14 protein-coding genes are annotated in these 18,260 nt (G+C 63.9%); 5 read left to right on the top strand and 9 right to left on the bottom strand.

What is annotated here, in order from left to right:
* Position 1: 1 nt before the first annotated feature.
* Entirely contained in the window at positions 2 to 1,321 is a 1,320-nt protein-coding gene (locus ABIC75_RS02170) for an aminotransferase family protein (protein ID WP_354012224.1), read from the bottom strand.
* 105 nt (positions 1,322 to 1,426) lie between these two features.
* On the opposite strand from ABIC75_RS02170, the gene ABIC75_RS02165 reads away from it, so the two are divergent.
* From ABIC75_RS02165 to ABIC75_RS02145, 5 genes are all read left to right on the top strand, one after another.
* On the top strand, positions 1,427 to 2,245 hold the full coding sequence (locus tag ABIC75_RS02165; protein WP_354012223.1) for an IclR family transcriptional regulator domain-containing protein: 819 nt from the start codon (positions 1,427 to 1,429) through the stop codon (positions 2,243 to 2,245).
* Positions 2,238 to 3,440 (top strand): 3-oxoadipyl-CoA thiolase, encoded by a 1,203-nt coding sequence (pcaF, locus tag ABIC75_RS02160; RefSeq protein ID WP_354012222.1) that lies wholly within the window; start codon positions 2,238 to 2,240, stop codon positions 3,438 to 3,440. Before ABIC75_RS02165 ends, pcaF begins: the two co-directional genes overlap by 8 nt.
* Complete coding sequence (locus ABIC75_RS02155; protein WP_354012221.1) at positions 3,437 to 4,831, top strand: M20/M25/M40 family metallo-hydrolase; 1,395 nt, start codon at positions 3,437 to 3,439, stop codon at positions 4,829 to 4,831. The genes pcaF and ABIC75_RS02155 overlap by 4 nt, the downstream gene beginning before the upstream one ends.
* Positions 4,832 to 4,913: 82 nt before the next feature.
* Positions 4,914 to 6,938, top strand: a complete 2,025-nt coding sequence (locus ABIC75_RS02150; RefSeq protein ID WP_354013048.1) for a tetratricopeptide repeat-containing sulfotransferase family protein — start codon at positions 4,914 to 4,916, stop codon at positions 6,936 to 6,938.
* A 43-nt stretch (positions 6,939 to 6,981) separates the two neighbouring features.
* Positions 6,982 to 9,516 (top strand): TonB-dependent receptor, encoded by a 2,535-nt coding sequence (locus tag ABIC75_RS02145; protein ID WP_354012220.1) that lies wholly within the window; start codon positions 6,982 to 6,984, stop codon positions 9,514 to 9,516.
* 84 nt (positions 9,517 to 9,600) lie between these two features.
* On the opposite strand, the gene ABIC75_RS02140 is transcribed toward ABIC75_RS02145, so the two are convergent.
* The 8 genes from ABIC75_RS02140 to ABIC75_RS02105 are packed head-to-tail and all read right to left on the bottom strand — an operon-like array spanning position 9,601 to position 18,067.
* On the bottom strand, positions 9,601 to 10,389 hold the full coding sequence (locus ABIC75_RS02140) for a 3-keto-disaccharide hydrolase (RefSeq protein WP_354012219.1): 789 nt from the start codon (positions 10,387 to 10,389) through the stop codon (positions 9,601 to 9,603).
* Positions 10,390 to 10,408: 19 nt separating this feature from the next.
* Positions 10,409 to 11,311: a hydroxypyruvate isomerase family protein gene (locus tag ABIC75_RS02135; RefSeq protein WP_354012218.1), complete on the bottom strand. Its 903-nt coding sequence runs from the start codon at positions 11,309 to 11,311 to the stop codon at positions 10,409 to 10,411.
* Positions 11,312 to 11,314: 3 nt separating this feature from the next.
* Positions 11,315 to 12,370, bottom strand: coding sequence for a sugar phosphate isomerase/epimerase family protein (locus ABIC75_RS02130; protein WP_354012217.1), 1,056 nt, complete (start codon positions 12,368 to 12,370; stop codon positions 11,315 to 11,317).
* 35 nt (positions 12,371 to 12,405) lie between these two features.
* On the bottom strand, positions 12,406 to 12,996 hold the full coding sequence (locus ABIC75_RS02125; RefSeq protein ID WP_354012216.1) for a gluconate 2-dehydrogenase subunit 3 family protein: 591 nt from the start codon (positions 12,994 to 12,996) through the stop codon (positions 12,406 to 12,408).
* A 10-nt stretch (positions 12,997 to 13,006) separates the two neighbouring features.
* The gene (locus ABIC75_RS02120) at positions 13,007 to 14,698 is read right to left on the bottom strand and encodes a GMC family oxidoreductase (RefSeq protein WP_354012215.1); all 1,692 of its coding nucleotides are present in this window, start codon (positions 14,696 to 14,698) and stop codon (positions 13,007 to 13,009) included.
* Positions 14,699 to 14,742: 44 nt separating this feature from the next.
* On the bottom strand, positions 14,743 to 15,618 hold the full coding sequence (locus tag ABIC75_RS02115) for a sugar phosphate isomerase/epimerase family protein (protein ID WP_354012214.1): 876 nt from the start codon (positions 15,616 to 15,618) through the stop codon (positions 14,743 to 14,745).
* Positions 15,619 to 15,659: 41 nt separating this feature from the next.
* Positions 15,660 to 16,877: a nucleoside permease gene (locus ABIC75_RS02110; protein ID WP_354012213.1), complete on the bottom strand. Its 1,218-nt coding sequence runs from the start codon at positions 16,875 to 16,877 to the stop codon at positions 15,660 to 15,662.
* Positions 16,874 to 18,067, bottom strand: coding sequence for a Gfo/Idh/MocA family protein (locus ABIC75_RS02105; RefSeq protein WP_354012212.1), 1,194 nt, complete (start codon positions 18,065 to 18,067; stop codon positions 16,874 to 16,876). The genes ABIC75_RS02110 and ABIC75_RS02105 overlap by 4 nt, the downstream gene beginning before the upstream one ends.
* Positions 18,068 to 18,260 lie beyond the last annotated feature (193 nt).

Below are 18,260 nucleotides of genomic sequence, written 5' to 3'. Positions count from 1 at the left end.
CTCACGAAGCAGAAGGGAAGAACAACGTCAGCAGGCGATCGAGCAGGATCAACGCGTCGGCCAGGTCCTGTTCGCCGATGACCAGGGGCGGCGCCAGCAGGATCAGGTTGCCGCGACAGGCGAACGACACACCATCGGCCATCGCCGCATCGACCAGCGCATTCAGGGCATCCGGCGTCCTGGGCCAGGGCGACAACGGCTCGCGTGTGGCGCGATCGGCGACCAGTTCGATCACCGCGAACAGGCCGTGCCCGCCGCGCACGTCGCCGATCACGCTGTGACGCGACTGCATGGCCTGCAATTCGGCGAACAGGGTCTTGCCGAGCGTGCGCGAACGTTCGATCAGGTTTTCCTGCTCGTACGCACGCAGTGCTGCAAGACCTGCCGCGCATGACAGCGGGTGCCCGCAGTAGGTCAGCCCGGTGTAGAGCATCTGATGTTCGAGGCGGGCGGCGATGTCTTTCGACAACACCACTGCGCCCAGCGGCAGATGCGCGCCGGTCAGTCCCTTGGCCAGGGTCATCAGGTCCGGCTTGCCGGCGTCGCCGTAACGCTGCCAGGCGAACCATTCGCCGCAGCGGCCAAAGCCGCTCATCACTTCATCGGCGATCAAGGCTACGTGTCGTGCACGCGTCGCTTCGCGCAGGCCGGGCCAGTAGTTGTCGGGAGCGACGATGCCGTTGGTACCTGCGTTGGGCTCCATCATCACCGCGGCGACCTTGTCTGCGCCTTCATGGTCGATGGCCGTCGCCACGGCTTCCACTGCACGCTCGCCGCAGCTCATTGCGTCGTGGCTGCCGAATGCACCGTGATAGGCATACGGAGGCGGCACGTGCAGCACGCCGAACGACGCGGGATCCGCTTGCGCCCGCGTGCGTGCGTCGCCGGACAGCGCCATGCAGGCATAGCTTGCGCCGTGATAGGAGCGGTCGCGCGTGACGATGGCGCCATGCGGTTTGCCGCTCGCCTGGCGGGCGAATTTCACGGCGTTCTCGTTGGCGTCCGCGCCGGCCAGGGTGAAGAACACGCGTCCGCCGTCGAAGCCTGCTTTCTCAAGGATGGCCTCGGCCAGTTCGGCGCGCGGCTGCGCACCCCAGGCCGAAGTGACGAAGCACAGGTGCTCGGCCTGTTCGCGGATTGCCCGGACGATGGCGGGATGCTGATGGCCCAGGTTGCTGCACTCGGCCAGGCTGCTCATGTCGAGGATGCGCCGTCCATCGGCGAGTTGCAGGTGCGCGCCGCTGCCGCCGACCACGGTCGGCGCTTGCCATTGTGACTGCACGCACCAGCTGTGCAGGACGCTGTCGTGTTCGCTTGCCAAGCCTCTCCCCCCGGATGCAGCTTGTTCGATAATCGAACATAAATTCGTATTGCGAACTCATTGGAATCCTTCTAGGCTCGCCCTGTCAACGGACACCTGCGGCCTATGGCATCGGAACCCTTCGAGGACACTGCTGACTACGTGCAATCGCTGGCCCGCGGCCTGCAAGTGTTGCGCGCCTTCAGCCACGATCTGTCCAATCCCAGTCTTTCCCAGGTGGCCGAACGCGCTGGTCTGTCGCGCGCGGTGGCGCGTCGCCTGTTGCTGACGCTGCAGCATCTTGGCTACGTGGGCAGTCGCGGCCGCAGCTTCTATCTCATGCCGCGCGTGCTGGAGCTTGGCTACAGCTACCTGTCTTCGCTGGACCTGACCGAACTGGCGCAGGAGACGCTGATGTTGCTGTCCGAGCGCGTGGGCGAGTCATGCTCACTGGCGGTGCTCGATGGCAGCGACATCGTCTATGTGCTGCGTGTGCCGGTGCGGCGCGTGATGAGCGTGGCGCTCGGCGTCGGCGCGCGTTTGCCCGCGTTCGCGACATCGCTGGGCCGCGTGGTGTTGGCCGATTTGTCCGACACCGAACTCACGGCGTGGATGCGCGAGCAGAAATTCCGCGCGCTGACGCCGCATACGCTTCACACCATGACGGCCCTCAAGGCCGAGATAAAACGCGTGCGCGAACAAGGCTATTCGATCGTCGCGCGCGAGCTGGAAGTGGGCCTGTATTCGATCGCCGTGCCGATCCACGCGGCCGACGGGCGCGTCGTTGCCGCGCTCAACGTTGGCATGCCGTATACCGACGATGCGCCCGCGCGCGCCGTCAAACTGATCCTGCCCGCCTTGCATGACGCACAGCGTTCGATTGAACACGCCATCCAACGCGGCAACTGGCAGCCGCACATGGCCCTGACGAGGGTCTATGAATAGCGCCTTCCTGGTCGACGCCACGCGCACGCCGTTTGGCCGGCATGGCGGTGCGTTGTCGGGTGTGCGTGCCGACGATCTGGCGGCGTTGCCCATCGCGGCCTTGATGGCGCGCCACCCGGGAATGGATTGGGCAGCGCTGGACGAAGTAATGCTGGGTTGCGCCAACCAGTCGGGCGAAGACAACCGCAACGTGGCGCGCATGGCCTCATTGCTCAGCGGGCTTCCAGCGAGCGTGCCCGCGGTGACGGTCAACCGCCTGTGCGCGTCGGGGCTGGAATCGATCGGGCAGGCCGCGCGGGCCATTGCGTGCGGCGAGGCCGACACCGTCATTGCCGGCGGCGTGGAGAGCATGTCGCGTGCGCCTTACGTCATGGCCAAGGCGCATGGCGCCCTGGCACGCGACCAGAAGCTGGAAGACACCACGCTGGGCTGGCGCCTGATCAATCCGCGCATGCAGGAAATCTACGGCGTGGATTCGATGGCGCAGACGGCCGAGAACCTCGCATGCGAACACGGCATCGACCGCGCCGACCAGGATGCCTATGCGTTGCGCAGCCAGCAGCGCGCCGAACATGCGCGGCAGCAAGGCTGGCTCGCCGAGGAAATCACGGGCGTCCAGGCGCCGACGGGGAAGCAGATCATCGCTATCGATGCCGATGAACAGCCGCGCCCCGGTACGACCCACGAACAGCTCGCCGCGCTCAAGCCGTTGCTCGGGACAGGCACGAGCATCACGGCCGGCAATGCGTCCGGTCTCAATGATGGCGCCGCCGCTGTGTTGCTGGCGTCCGAACGAGCCCTGCAGAAGTACCGCCTTGAGCCGCTCGCACGCATCACCGGCATGGCGTCGGCAGGTGTGGCACCGCGCGTAATGGGGCTGGGTCCGGTGCCGGCGATCCACAAGCTGCTTTCGCGTATCGGTCTTGGCCTGGCGGACTTCGATCGCATCGAGATCAACGAAGCCTTCGCCGCCCAGGTGCTGGCGTGCACGCGTGCGCTGGGCTTGCCCGACGATGCCGCGCAGGTCAACGCAAACGGTGGTGCGATTGCGCTCGGCCATCCATTGGGTGCCAGCGGCGCACGGCTGGCCATGACCGCTGCGTTCGCCTTGCGCCGCCATCGGCAGCGCAGGGCGTTGATCAGCCTTTGTGTCGGCGTGGGCCAGGGGCTGGCCCTCGCGATGGAGCAAGCATGAATCGAGGGATGGCCGTCACGCTCGCTGTGGCACTCGCCTTGCTGGCTACGGGCTTGCATGCGGGTGATGCCGCCATCGATGCGCAGAACACCCTGGGACGTGAGCTGCTCAACGAGCTGGTCACCACCGATACGACCTCCGAGCACGGCAGCACGACGGTGGCGGCAGACCGGCTCGCCAAACGTTTTATCGCCGAAGGTTTTGCGCCGGCGGATGTGCAGGTGGTGGGTGATGATCCCAAGCGGCGCAATCTGGTGGTGCGACTGCGCGGTCGTGGCGAGCGCGAACCGGTATTGCTGCTGGCACATCTCGATGTCGTCGAGGCGCGGCGCGAGGACTGGCATGTCGATCCCTTCGCACTCACCGAGCGCGACGGCTACTTCTATGGTCGCGGCACCATGGACATCAAGGGCGGCGGGGCAGGGTTGGTCACTGCGTTGCTGCGCCTGCATCGCGAAGGCACCAAGCCCAAGGGCGACTACATTCTCGCGCTCACCGCGGGCGAAGAGGATGGCGTATCCAACGGCGTGCAATGGTTACTGGCGCATCGGCCGGATCTGATCCGTTCCGCCTATTCGATCAATGTCGACGGCGGCGGCCCCGAAATCCGCAACGGCAAGCCGGCTGTGCTCTCGGTGGAAACGGCGGAAAAGGTTTTTCTCAGCTACACGCTCACCGTGCACAATGCGGGCGGGCACAGCTCGCTGCCCACGCCCGACAATGCGATCTATCGGTTGGCGAAAGGGCTGGACCGCCTTTCGTCGTTGCAGTTTCCGCTGCGTACCAACTCGGCCACGCGCGGCTATTACGCCGGACTGGCCGCCTTCTATACGGGCAAGACCGCAGCCGACATGCGCGCCGTGGGCAGGGAGCCATCCGATCCGGCCGCGCTGGCACGGCTTGCCGCATCGTCCACCTATAACAACTCGCAGCTGCGCAGCACTTGCGTGCCCACGCTGCTGCAAGGCGGACATGCGGAGAACGCGCTGCCGCAGATGGCGCGCGCCACCATCAATTGTCGCTTGCTGCCGGACGAGGATCCGGACCATGTCGACGCCATGCTCACGAATGCCGTGGCCGACGCCGGCATCGAGATACGCCGCGTCGCCCCGCCCCAACCGAGTCCGCCCAGTCCGGTGAACACGGTGTTGTTCGCGCAGATCGCAAGCGTGGCGAAGGGTTTGTGGGGCGAGGTTCCGGTGTCGCCGATGATGTCGGCCGGCGCATCCGATAGTGTGTTCCTGCGCGCGGCCGGCATGCCATCGTATGTCTTCAATGGCCTGCCGTATGACGTGGATGATGACCGATCGCACGGACAGGACGAACGCATTCTGGTGAATTCGTATTATCAATCGCTAGAGTTCAACTACCGGTTGCTCAAGGACCTATGAGGAGCGTGTGCCGCCTTATGCCCAGTGCCGTCTTCATGTCGCGCCACCGTATGCACCGCATGCCGCGATGGGCCTGCGCGCGATGACGGCGGGAGATGCGAGCGGCACGCTGGAGCAGGCGCTGGCACATGCCGCGCGCCTGCTGGAGAGCAACCCGGCGATGGCTGCCGAACAGGCCACCGAAATCCTCAAGGTGGTCGAGAACCAGCCCGTGGCCTTGCGCCTGCTAGCCGCGGCGCACGCCGCTCAGGAAGACATGCAAGGCGCCGTCGATATTCTCCACGCGCTGGCGCTGAGGCAACCGAACTGGGCATTCGCGCATCTTGATCTGGGTGTTGCCCTTGGCCGCAGCGGACGCGGGCAGGAAGCAATAACGACACTGCGCAAGGCGGTGGCGTTGAAACCCGACCTGCCGCAGGCGTGGCGAGCGCTGGGCGATGTCCTGATGGCGTCGGGCGAACACGCCCAGGCGGATGCGGCTTACGCCCAGCACGTGCGCTGTTCGACGCGTGATCCGCGTTTGCTGTCGGCGGCCACGGCGCTGGTCGAGAACCGCATTCCCGAGGCCGAGGCGCTGCTGCGCGAGCATCTGAAGCAGGCGCCGACCGACGTTGCCGCCATCCGCATGCTCGGGGAAGTGGCGGCTCGCCTGGGACGTCTCGAAGACGCGCAGCATCTGCTTGCGCGCTGCCTGGAGCTTGCACCGAGTTTTCATGCCGCGCGCCAGAACTATGCGCTGATGCTGCACCGGGGCAACCAGCCGGAGCGCGCGCTGGTGGAGATCAACCAGCTGCTCGCGGTCGAACCGAACAACCTGGGGCACCTCAACCTCAAGGCGGCCGTGCTGTGTCGCATCGGCGACTACGAGCCGGCCATCGGCATCTATGGCGACCTGGTGGCGCGCGACCCGCGTCATCCCAGCGTATGGATGAGTTACGGCCATGCGTTGAAGACGGCCGGCCACACCGCGCGCGCCATCGATGCCTACCGTCGCGGCGTGGAGCTGCAGCCTTCGTTCGGCGAGATCTGGTGGAGCCTGGCCAATCTCAAGACCTTCCGCTTCAGCGACGACGACCTGGCCATCATGCGCCGGCAACTGGCCCGCGCCGATCTGGGAGAGGACGATCGCCTGCATCTGGCATTCGCCATCGGCAAGGCGTTGGAGGATGCAGGCGAGTACGAGCCGTCGTTCGCCCATTACGCGCAAGGCAATGCGCTACGCCGCGCACAGCTCGACTACAGCGCCGACGAAACGACCGCGCGCGTCGACCATATCCGCCAGCGCTATACCCGCGAGTTCTTCGACGCGCGTGCCGGTTGCGGCAATGCCTCGCGCGATCCGATCTTCATCGTCGGCCTGCCACGCGCCGGCTCCACGCTGATCGAGCAGATCCTCTCCAGCCACAGCATGGTGGAAGGCACCATGGAGCTGCCCGAGGTCACCTCGATCACGCGCACCCTGCGCGAGCAGGCGGATGCCGCCAGCGAGATGCCGTACCACGAGGCGCTGGCGTCGCTCGATGCGAACGCCTTGCACGAGTTGGGCGAACGTTACCTCGAACACACGCGCATCCAGCGCAAGACCTCGGCACCGCTGTTCATCGACAAGATGCCGAACAATTTCATGCACATCGGCCTGATCCACCTGATGCTGCCGAACGCCAGGATCATCGATGCGCGCAGGCATCCCGTGGCCTGCTGCTTTTCCGGCTTCAAGCAGCACTTTGCGCGCGGACAGAGCTTCAGCTACAGCCTGGAGGATCTGGGGCGCTACTACCGCGACTACGTCGCGCTGATGACGCATTTCGACGAGGTGCTGCCGGGGCGCATCCATCGCGTTATCTACGAACACATGGTCGAGGACACCGAAGGAGAGGTTCGGCGTCTGCTCGACCATTGCGGGTTGCCGTTCGAGGAATCGTGTCTGCGGTTCTTCCAGAACGAGCGGCCCGTGCGTACGGCCAGTTCGGAGCAGGTGCGTCGGCCCATCTACCGGGAAGGGGTGGATCACTGGCGGCACTACGCGCGTTGGCTTGCACCGCTGGAGCAGGCGTTGGGACCGGTGCTCGGCAGTTATCCCGAGCCGCCGGGGAGGGAAGTCTTGTAGCAAGCACTCATAAATCGTCGTCACTACCGGGGAGGGTAAGTCGATGCAGAGGGTCAGGCCTAGACAGCCAATACGTACAGACAGGGTGCGACTAGCCAGGCTGCCGCTTGCCGCGGCGATCTGTCTTGCCGTGGCGCCAAGCGTTTTCGCGCAAGACAACAGCCAGGGCCAGAGCCAGGGGCAGACTCCACCCGCACCGCCAGCCACACCGTCCAAGCCCAAGACGCTGGGTACGGTGACGGTGACGGCGCAGAAGCGCGAGGAAAATCTTCAGAAGGTGCCCATCAGCATCGACGTGCTGGGCGGAGAGCAACTGCAGGAGCTTCACGTCAAGAGTTTCGACGACTACGTGAAATACCTGCCCAGTGTTTCCTACCAGACGTTTGGTCCCGGCTTCGCATTGATCTACATGCGCGGCGTGGCCAGTGGCGGCGACGGCAACCATTCCGGTTCCTTGCCGAGCGTGGGCGTCTATCTGGACGAAGAGCCGGTCACCACGATCCAGGGGCCGCTCGACATCCACATGTACGACATCGCCCGCGTCGAGTCGTTGTCGGGCCCGCAGGGTACGCTCTATGGCGCGAGTGCCGAAGCGGGCGCGTTGCGCATCATCACCAACAAGCCCGATCCGAGTGGATTCGCCGCCAGTTACAGCGTCGGCACCAACTCGGTCGATCATGGCGGCATCGGCTACGAGGCCGACGGCATGATCAACATCCCGTTGTCGCCGAGCACGGCGATCCGACTCGTGGGTTGGCATGAACACGACGCGGGCTATATCGACAACGTGGTCGGCGAGCGCACCTTCCCAACCTCCGGCATCACCGTGAGCAATGCGAAGGGATGCCCGAATACGCCGGATCTCGTGTGTACCGGCGCGGCCAAGAAGAACTACAACGACGTCGACACCAGCGGCGCGCGTGCGGCGTTGAAGATCAACCTCAACGACGAGTGGTCGATCACGCCGTCGCTGATCGGGCAGCAGACGGTGGCCAACGGCAACGTGGCTTCCGATCCGCAGGTGGGCAGCCTGGCGATCACGCACTTCTATCCGGAAAAGACCAACGACCGCTGGATCCAGGCGGCCTTGACGGTGGAAGGCAAGATCGGCAACTTCGACCTGACCTATGCGTACGGTCGCCTCAAGCGCAACCAGGAGGAGTACAGCGATTACAGCGACTACTCGTTCTGGTACGACACGCTGGCCGGCTACGGTGCCTACATCTACGACAACAGTGGCAAGCTGATCAATCCGTCGCAGTTCATCCAGGGCAAGGACCATTACACGATGAACAGCCACGAGCTGCGCATCGCCTCGCCCAAGGAAGACCGCCTGCGCGTGGTGGGCGGCCTGTTCTGGCAGAAACAGGTGCACGACATCGAACAGGCCTACATGATCAACGGCCTGGCCGATTCGCTGGCGGTGCCCGGCTGGCCCAACACGCTGTGGCTCACCGAGCAGCAACGCAACGACCGTGACAAGGCGGTATTCGGCGAGCTGTCTTACGACTTCATACCGGAGACCTTGACTGGCACGATCGGCGGGCGCTACTTCAAGACGGACAACAGCCTGCAGGGCTTCTACGGATTCAGTGCTGGCTATTCGCCGTCATCGAGTTACGGCGAAGCAGGCTGCGTGACGCAAACGCCTTACCACGGCGCGCCGTGCTCGGACTTCTTCAAGACCACCCAGGAAACCGGTTCGCTCGGCAAGGCCAACCTGACCTGGCAGATCACGCCCACCAAGATGATCTACGGCACCTGGTCCGAAGGCTTCCGCCCCGGCGGCATCAATCGAAGGGGCAGTCTGCCGCCGTACAAGTCGGACTATCTGACGAACTACGAACTGGGTTGGAAAACGACGTGGTTCGAGAATCGCCTGTCGTTCAACGGCGCCGTATTCCGCGAGAAGTGGAAGGACTTCCAGTTCAGCATCCTCGGCGCCAATGGTCTTACCGAGATCAAGAACGCGGGCCAGGCGCGCATCGATGGCCTGGAGTCGGATCTGAACTGGGCCGCCACCTACAACCTCACCATTGGCGCGGGCATCGCGTTGTACAACGCCAAGTTGACGGAGAACTACTGCGGCTTCACGGATACCAGCGGCACGCCGATCACGTACTGTCCTGCGGGCACGGTCAATCCGCTCACGGGTGACGTGGTGACCGGACCGCAGGCACCCAAGGGCACGCAGTTGCCGGTGACGCCCAAGTTCAAGGGCAACCTCATCGCTCGCTATGCTTTCGACGTGGCCGGCATGGAGGCCTTCGTGCAGGCTGCCGTGGTGCACGTGGGCGAGCGCACGTCGGACCTGCGCATCCTGGAGCGCGGACTGGTGGGCAATCTGCCTGCGTACACGACCGCGGACTTTACGGCTGGCATCAAGAAGCATGGCCTGTCGGTGGATCTCTACATCAACAACGTGTTCGACAAGCGTGGACAACTTTACCGTTACACCGAATGCGCGGAATCCGTTTGCGCGGCCCACGACGTGGTGCCGCAGTATCCCAACGGTCAGGTGTATACCGTCATGACGCCACCGCGCACCATCGGCATTCGTTTGAGCCAGGAGTTCTAGCTCGGGAGCCTGGGCGTCAAGCAGATCTGTCGATGTTGCACTTCAAAAGCCGGGCCCCGTGGGGCTCGGCTTTTTTTACGCGATTCAATCCAGCGGCCTCACCCAGATATTGCGAAAGCTGATGGCCGCTGATGGATCGCCATGCGCCTGCAGCTTGATGGCGGCGTCCGCGTATGGCTTGTATTTCGGCTTGCCGATGTAGAACGTTTCCCCGGCCAGCTGGGTGTGGTTCTGCACCAGCACGCCGTTATGGAACAGCGTGACGTAGCCTGGCGATTTCAGCGAGCCGTCGGCGGCGAACACCGGCGCCGTCCACACCACGTCATAGGTCTGCCATTCGCCGGGCGGCCGCATGGCGTTCACCAGCGGCGCGGCCTGCTTGTAGACGCTGGCTGCCTGTCCGTTGACGTAGGTCTTGTTGTTGTACGAATCGAGGATCTGAATCTCGTAGCCCTCGTCGCCAGGACCGGTCGAGGCGAGGAACAAGCCGCTGTTACCGCGCGCCTGACCTTCGCCGGTGATGTTCTTGGGCACTCGCCATTCCAGGTGCAGCTGATAGTTGCGGAAATGCTGCTTGGTCTGGATGTTCCCGCTCGTCTTGTCGACCGTCGCTATGCCGTCGTGCACCTTCCAGTGTGCCGGCGTGTGCTCTTTCGATGCCTCCCACTGGCTGAGGTCGTGGCCGTCGAACAGCACGATGGCATCGGAGGGTGCCGCCGCATCCTGCTTGCCGGGCGTTACCACCTTGGGCACGGGTTCCCACTGTTCGGTGGCCTTGGGGTCGGTAGGTTCCGAAGCCTGTGCGTGCGCCGACGATGGTCCGATGATGGCGGCGGCCAGCAGGGCGAGGATGGTGGTGTTGAGTTGCTTCATGGAAATGTCCGTGGCGGGTTCATACCGTGCATATCCGCACGGCATCGGCGAAAGAGGCGAAAGGATCGGGGTTGGCGGGAACGAACTCGTGCGCGATGTATCCCTGGAAGTCGGCATCCGCAATCGCCTTGGCGACGGCGTGGTAATTCAGCTCCTGCGTGCCGTCGATCTCGTGGCGACCCGGCACGCCGCCGGTGTGGAAGTGGCCGATCCAGGCGATGTTGTCGCGAACGGTACGGATGACATCGCCTTCCATGATCTGCATGTGATAGATGTCGTAGAGCAACTTCACGTTCGGTGAGTTGATGCCCTTCATCACGGCCACGCCGAACGCGGTGCTGTCGCCTTGGTAGCCGTGATGATCCACCTTGCTGTTGAGCAACTCCACGCAAAGGGTGATGCCGTTCTCCGCGGCGTAGGGAGCGATCTTCGACAAGCCGGCGATGCAGTTGTCCCGCGCCTGTTTCTCGTCGATGTCGGCGCGACGGTTGCCGAACATGGTGATCAGGTTTTTCACGCCGGCCTTCCTGGCCAGCGGAATGGTGTCTTCCAGTTCCTTCAGCAGCACGGCGTGGTTGGCCGGGTCGTTGAAACCCATCGCAATGAAGTTATCGCGTCGCGTGGGATAGCCCATCGACACCGCCAGCCCGTGATCGGTGACGACCGACCACTCATCCACGTGCACCAGGTCGAGCCCGCTGAAGCCCATGGTTTGTATGCGGCTGCACAGCTGCGGCAGCGGTTCCTTGGACGTCCAGCGACTCAGCGATTGCTTGAGGCGCCCGGCGGGCAATCGCTCCGGCGACGTTTTGCTTGGCGATGCTTGTGCAGAGACCAGCATGGACGTGGCGCCGAACGCTGCCGCCGCCGCGATGCGTCCCAATGCAGCGCGGCGAGTGAGGCCCAGGGATTGGTCGCTCATGGCTTAGTCGATTCCAAGGAGTTGGCGATTGAACGCCGGGTCCGCATCGGTGGCGACGAAGTCGTCGAAGGCGCGATCGGTCACCGGGATAATGTGATCGCGAATGAAAGTCGCACCTTCCTTCGCGCCTACCTGCGGATCCTTCAGGCAGCACTCCCATTCGAGCACCGCCCAGCCCGGATAGTCGTACTGCGCGAACTTGCTGAAGACCGCGCGGAAATCGATCTGTCCATCGCCCAGCGAGCGGAAGCGTCCGGGGCGATCGATCCAGCTCTGGTAGCCGCCGTAGACGCCGGCACGTCCGTTGGGGCGAAACTCCGCGTCCTTCACGTGAAATGCGCGGATGCGTTCGTGATAGATGTCGATGAAGGCCAGATAGTCCATCTGCTGCAGGACCATGTGGCTGGGGTCATAAAGAATGTTGGCGCGCGGATGATGATCCACCGCATCGAGGAAGCGCTCGAAGGTGATGCCGTCATGCAGGTCTTCGCCCGGGTGCAGTTCGAAACAGACATCCACGCCTGCATCATCGAATGCATCGAGGATCGGACGCCAGCGCTTGCCGAGTTCCGCGAACGCTTGATCGATCAGGCCAGCCGGGCGCTGCGGCCATGGATAGAACAGGTGCCAGGCGAGCGCACCGGAGAAGGTGGCGTGCGACGACAGTCCAAGATGCTGGCTGGCCTTCGCCGCGAGCTTGAGCTGCGCCACCGCCCACGCCTGCCGCTCCTGCGTGTTGCCGCGCAATGCGGGTGGCGCGAAGCCATCGAACAACCGGTCATAGGCGGGATGCGAAGCGACGAGTTGGCCCTGCAAGTGCGTGGACAATTCGGTGACGACCAACCCGTGCTCAGCGAGCGTGCCGGCGATATCGTCGCAATACGTCTTGCTTGCAGCGGCCTGCTCAAGATCGAACAGGCGGCGATCGTTCGACGGAATCTGCACGCCGACAAAGCCCAGCGAGGCGGCCCATCGCGCGATGTCGGGCAGCGTATTGAATGGCGCCTCGTTGCCCGCGTACTGGGCAAGGAAAATACCGGGACCCTTGAGTGTCTTCATGCGTGCTCACCTGGCGTTTGCGTTCGGCTCATGGATCAGAGCGTCAAGACGGTTTCGACGGCCCACGCCTTGCCGTTGCCGGCTTTGGCCAGCGGCAGGTCAGCATGGTAGGCGCCCGGCACCGCGGCGTATTGCAACACCTGCGTGCAGCCCGGTTCGGACATGAAGAAGCCGAGCATGGCCAGCTTCTTGGTCATCAACACGAAGTTGGCGGCGGATGCCGATGTGGCATCCGCGGGTTGGCCTAGCGCCTCTTTGTGCAGCCTGGTGACCAGCGCCTTGCGTTGCTTATCGTCGAGCTGCAGATAAGGCTTGCTGCCGGCGCGGTCGAATGCTGCAAGCGACGCCAGGTAGCGTTCCTGTTCTTCCTTGGTGTAGACGCTGGTGAACATCTGGTCGATGAAGGCCGGAACGCCGGCATCGACTGCACCCGGCGTGGTGGTGCGGGGAATGATGATGTCGACGACGGACGTGATCAGCCCGCTTTGAGGTGCGCTGAAGAACGTTGGCGCGTAACCCGGCGCGCGTGCCGTGGCGTAGGCATCCAGGGTGGCCAACAACGATGGCGCGGCAACCGCGCCCACGGCCAGGGCGGAAACGCATTTCAACCATTCACGACGGTTCATGGCGATGTCCTCATATATTGCCGCGCTTGAGTTCTTCCACCGCGTGGCTGGCCGCGCGGGCGGTGAGTGCCATATAGGTGAGCGACGGGTTCTGGCAGGCGGACGAGGTCATGCACGAGCCGTCGGTGATGAACACGTTCTTGCACGCATGCATCTGGTTCCAGCCATTGAGCACCGAGGTTTTCGGATTGCGCCCCATGCGCGCCGTTCCCATCTCGTGAATGGCGGCGCCCACGTTCGCTTCGACCTGGTAGGTGTGCACGTCACGATAACCCGCGGCCGTCATCATTTCCGCCGCATCGCTGAGGATTTCCTTGCGCATCTGGATTTCGTTGTCGCCATGCGCCACGTTGAAGTTGAGCACGGGCAGGCCGTACTTGTCCTTGCGCGAGTGATCCAGCGTCACGTAGTTGTCGTGCGAAGGCAGCATCTCACCGAAACCGGACATCGAGATCTGCCACGGACCCGGCTCTTCGGCCGCGCGCTTGAGCTCATCGCCCAGCAGCGGCTCATCCACCAGGCGCGACCAGCTGCGTCGGCTCGCGCCGCCCTGGTAGCCGAAGCCGCGCAGATACGAGCGCTTGTCATCGCCCACGTTGCGATAGCGCGGAATATAGAAGCCGTTGGGTCGCCGGCCGGAGTAGTAGCGATCCTCATGGCCATCCACGGACGCGGTGACGCCGCCGCCAAACAGGTGATCCATCACGTTGTGGCCCAGCTCGCCGCTGTCGTTGCCGAAGCCATTGGGAAAACGGCTCGAGGTGGAGTTGAGCAGGATGTGCGTGGTGCCGAAGGTCGATGCGCACAGGAAGATCACGCGTGCGAAGTACTCCGTCTGCTTGCCGTTCTCGGCATCGAGCACGCGCACGCCGGTGGCCTTGCCGCGGGCGTGGTCGTAGATCATTTCGTAGACGATGGCATTGGGCACGATGGTCATGTTGCCCGTGCGCTCGGCTGAGGGCAGTGTCGACGAATTACTGCTGAAGTAGCCGCCGAACGGACAACCGCGCATGCACAGGTTGCGGTATTGGCAGGTGGCGCGCTGCGGGCTCTGGTCGTGCTTGAGTGGCGCGGAGAGATTGGCCGTGCGGCCGATGATCAGCTTGCGGCCGAACGTGTCGGCGAGCCGGCCGCTGAATTCCTGCTCGACGATGTTGAGTTCCATCGGTGGCAGGAAGTGTCCATCGGGAAGCTGCGCGAGCCCTTCGGTGGAGCCGCTCACGCCGATGAAATTCTCGACGTAGTCGTACCAGGGCGCGAGGTCGGCATAGCGGATCGGCCAGTCCACGCCCACGCCTTCCTTGCCGTTGGCGGTCAGGTCCATCTCGCTGAGGCGATAACTCTGGCGACCCCACATCAGCGAGCGTCCGCCGACGTGATAGCCGCGAAACCAGTCGAACGGCTTGGTCTCCACATACGGATTGTCGAGATCATCGACGAACCAATGCTTGGTCGACTGCGTGATGCCATAGAACGAAGGTCGCGTGTGCACGGGATGACGACGAATGTCCTCCTGCGTGGGCTCGTCGGCATAGGGAAGCTCCCATGGCGCCTTCATCGCAGTGGGGTAGTCGCCGTGCTTGACCATGGGGCCGCGATCCAGCACCAGCGTCTTGAGCCCTTTTTCGGTGAGTTCTTTCGCCGCCCAGCCGCCGCTGACACCGGTGCCGACAACGATGGCGTCGTACGTGTTCTTTTCCATGAGGTTCCCTGGAAACAAGAGTTCGGTCAGTGAGGATGCGCCGCTCAGCGCAGCGGACGCAGATAGGCGTAGTCGACACGTGCCGCTTCGAGCTGGCTCATGCGATTGAATGGGCCTTCTTGCTCGACGAAGCAGTGTTTCAGGCCTGCGGCGTCCGCGGCGGCCATGATCGGTTTGTAATCCACCGTGCCGCGGCCTAGCTCCGCGCCCGGAAACTCGTTGGGAGAAGGCGAGGGGAGGAAGTCCTTCGCATGCATCAAGGGAATGCGGCCGGGATTGGCCTTGAAGTAGTCCGCAGGATTCTTGCCGCCCGCGTGCACCCAGCCGCAGTCGAGTTCCAGCTTGACGAGGTTCGCGTCGGTTTCCTTGAGCAGCACGTCGTAGAACGTCTGCCCGTTGCCGACGTCGGTGAACTCCAGATGATGGTTGTGATACGCGTATTGCAGGCCCGCCTTCTTCGCCTTCTCGCCGATCTGGTTGGCGAATTCGGCGGTGCGCTTGGCGTCGTCGCGCGTATAGGTTGCCTCGGCCTTGCCGCCTTTCATCTTCGCCATGAAGGACGGCAGCATGCTGCTGACGAAGTACTGTGTGCCGAGCGTGTGCGCGGCTTCCAGGCCCGCATCGATGCCGAGACTGTCGAAGTGCATGCTGGGACAGGCGAGGCCGGCGTCGTTCAACTGGTCGCGCAGCGTCTTGGCCGTCGTGGTGATGATGGCCTCGATCTCGGTGTAGCCGATGGACTTGAGCGTCTTCAGCGTTCCCGTCGGATCGTCCTGGTACGCCTTGAGCACCATGTATAACTGGATGCCGAGCGATTTGCCGGCCGCTGCGGCAAGAAGCCTGCCGGGGGCGCCGGCAGCGAGCCAGGCGGCGCTGCCCAGTAGTGCGGATCGAGCCAGGAACTGCCTGCGGGTCATCATGGAACGAATCTCCTGAAGGGCCGAACGGGGATGAGGGGGAATCAGGTCGTGGCGACAGCGGCGTCAGTGGCGACGGCCCGGCGTTCCTTGAACAGCGCTACGAACAGGACGAGCACGAAGGCCGCGCATCCACCGGCGATGAGCCAGATGCCGTGCCAGTCGTGCATGGCGACGCCTTGCGCACCGGCTTGCGCGTGCGTGTCGACCACCACGCCCGACAACCACGAGCCGACGAACATGCCCAGGCCGTAGGTCAGGAAGGTGATCAGTCCCTGCGTGGCGGCGCGCAGCGCGGGCGGAGCCTCGCGATCGATGTAGATCTGTCCCACCACGAAGAAGAAGTCGAAGCAGATGCCGTGCAGGATGATGCCGAGCCACAGCATCCACATCAGCTGATCGGCATTGCCGAAGGCAAACATCGCATAACGCAGCACCCACGCCAGCATGCCGACGGCAAGCATGTACTTCACGCCGAGCCGGCGGAAGAACCAGGGGATGAGCAGCATGCACAGCAGCTCCGACATCTGACCGCCAGTCATCTTGCCGGCGGCGTTGACCACGCCGATTTCGTTGAGGAACAGGTTGGTGAAGGCGTAATAGAACTGCAGCGGAATGCAGATCAGGAAGGAGGCAAGCGCGAACACTGCCATGGATCGACCGCGCAGCAGATGCAGTGATTCCAGTGGCAGTGCATGGCGCCATTCGAAGCGCTGGTGGCGCGCCAGTGGCGGTGTGGCGGGCAGGGTGATGCAATAGAGGGCCATGACGACCGAGAGTCCCGCCGCCAGATGCAGCGGCGATGCCGTGGCTTCCACGCCCCAGGTGCCGACGATCAGGCCCACGACGATCCAGCCGATGGTGCCGAACACGCGGATGGCGCCGAACTCCTCGCGCGGATCGTCGATATGCCGCATGGCAAGCGACGTGGTGAGCGCCAGCGTCGGCATGTAGCAGAGGCTGTAGACCAGCAACACGGTGTAGAGAATCGCAAACGCCTGCTGTTGCGCCGCCACCACGAGCAACGCAGCGCCCGCAAGGTGCAGTACGGCCAGCACGCAGCGCGTATCGAACAGGCGGTCGGCGAGCAGGCCGACGAACAGTGGCGAAATCATCGCGCCGATGGCGGTGGTGCCGGCGATCGCGCCGATCTCCTGGCCGCTGAAGTGCAGCGTCTTGCCGAGCCAGGTGCCGACGGTGACGTACCACGCGCCCCAGATCGCGTACTCGAGCAGCATCATCAAGCGAAGGCGCCACTTCATGCCCGTTCCCCTGTGTTGAGTTGCGATGCGGAATCGTCGTCGACCTGCTGCCACGCGCCACCGGACGCATCGCTGCGAAGCATGGCCTCGATCACGAGGCTGTTGTGGTAGCCATCGGCGAAGGTCGGCAGGGCGGAGGGTTTGCTCTGTGGCGTGGCCCCCGTGCGAATCCACGCATAGGCGTCGGCGATGAGGTTGCGGAATGCATCTGCCCAGGATTCCGGATGGCCAGCAGGCAGATGCGCGTACCCGCGCGCGGATGGATCGAGCTGAGCGGGATCCCGGGTGATCACGGCATTGGCCTGCGCGTGATGACCCATCCACAGATCGTTGGGCTGCTCCTGTCGCCACGCGACGGATGCCTCGCGGCCGTTCACTTCAAGGCGCAGATCGTTCTTGTGTCCCGGCAGCACCTGGCCGACCACGAGACAGCCGCGCGCGCCATTGTCGAAGCGCAGAAGAACGCTGGCGAGATCTTCGCTGGTGATCTTCACCTCGCGCCGCTGTGCCGTTGTGGACGTGTCGAAGGCTTTGGTGGCCGTCACGGGGGCATGGCGGACGGGCACCGTCGTATGCAGATCGGCAAGCACGGCCACGATTCGCGAACCGGTGACGTGTTCGGCGAGATCGCACCAATGCGAGCCGATATCGCCCAGCGCAGAACTCGCACCGCCCAGGCGGGGATCGAGACGCCAGGAATAACTGCGCTCGTCGGTCAGCCAGTCCTGCAGGTAGCAGCCATGCACGAACACGGGCGCGCCAAGTTCGCCCTTCGCAATCATGGCGCGCGCCTGCTGCACGAGCGCGTGTCCGCGGTAGTTGAAGGTGACGACGTGGGCGAGCCCGGAATGCCTCGCGGCCTCGAAGAGCTCGCGGCTTTCCTGCGCGCTGCTCGCCAGCGGTTTGTCCGAGATCACATGTTTGCCGGCGCGCAGCGCGGCCAGCGACACCTCTTTGTGGAGATGATTGGGCGTGGTGTTGTGCACCACGTGCACGGCCGGATCATCGAGCAACTGTTGATAGCTGTCGTAGGCGCGTCCGGCGCCAAGTTCGTTGGATCGGCGGCGGGCCGATTCGGCGCTCGATCCGGCGATGCCGACGATGTCCACGTTGCCCAGGCGGCGGACGGCGTCGATGTGATGCGCCGCAATGAAACCGGGGCCAACGAGGGCCATGCCCAGCCGGCTCATCGCGCCTTTTCCGTTGAAGCGGAGCATTGAGATGAGCGGGATCGCGCACGCATGGCGCCCGGCGCCTCGCTGGCGATGCACGACACGGACCGTCCCCTCATTACCCCTCCGATGCGATGCTGCGATTGAAAATGTATTCGATTACATCCGCGCAAACATTGGGTCTTTCGATTTTCGCCTGGCCGGTTGTCAT

Origin of the sequence: Dyella japonica (assembly GCF_040545895.1) — a bacterium.
Lineage (GTDB): Bacteria > Pseudomonadota > Gammaproteobacteria > Xanthomonadales > Rhodanobacteraceae > Dyella > Dyella japonica_D.
This window is presented reverse-complemented; position numbering and strand designations above follow the sequence as displayed.

Bases quoted from the DNA above. Each gene is read 5' to 3' on its own strand.
- ABIC75_RS02145 (WP_354012220.1), top strand. From the start codon at position 6,982: ATGCAGAGGGTCAGGCCTAGACAGCCAATACGTACAGACAGGGTGCGA.
- ABIC75_RS02135 (WP_354012218.1), bottom strand. From the start codon at position 11,311: ATGAGCGACCAATCCCTGGGCCTCACTCGCCGCGCTGCATTGGGACGC.
- ABIC75_RS02105 (WP_354012212.1), bottom strand. From the start codon at position 18,067: ATGAGCCGGCTGGGCATGGCCCTCGTTGGCCCCGGTTTCATTGCGGCG.
- ABIC75_RS02125 (WP_354012216.1), bottom strand. From the start codon at position 12,996: ATGAACCGTCGTGAATGGTTGAAATGCGTTTCCGCCCTGGCCGTGGGC.
- ABIC75_RS02155 (WP_354012221.1), top strand. From the start codon at position 3,437: ATGAATCGAGGGATGGCCGTCACGCTCGCTGTGGCACTCGCCTTGCTG.
- ABIC75_RS02110 (WP_354012213.1), bottom strand. From the start codon at position 16,877: ATGAAGTGGCGCCTTCGCTTGATGATGCTGCTCGAGTACGCGATCTGG.
- ABIC75_RS02150 (WP_354013048.1), top strand. From the start codon at position 4,914: ATGACGGCGGGAGATGCGAGCGGCACGCTGGAGCAGGCGCTGGCACAT.
- ABIC75_RS02115 (WP_354012214.1), bottom strand. From the start codon at position 15,618: ATGATGACCCGCAGGCAGTTCCTGGCTCGATCCGCACTACTGGGCAGC.
- pcaF (WP_354012222.1), top strand. From the start codon at position 2,238: ATGAATAGCGCCTTCCTGGTCGACGCCACGCGCACGCCGTTTGGCCGG.
- ABIC75_RS02140 (WP_354012219.1), bottom strand. From the start codon at position 10,389: ATGAAGCAACTCAACACCACCATCCTCGCCCTGCTGGCCGCCGCCATC.
- ABIC75_RS02165 (WP_354012223.1), top strand. From the start codon at position 1,427: ATGGCATCGGAACCCTTCGAGGACACTGCTGACTACGTGCAATCGCTG.
- ABIC75_RS02120 (WP_354012215.1), bottom strand. From the start codon at position 14,698: ATGGAAAAGAACACGTACGACGCCATCGTTGTCGGCACCGGTGTCAGC.
- ABIC75_RS02130 (WP_354012217.1), bottom strand. From the start codon at position 12,370: ATGAAGACACTCAAGGGTCCCGGTATTTTCCTTGCCCAGTACGCGGGC.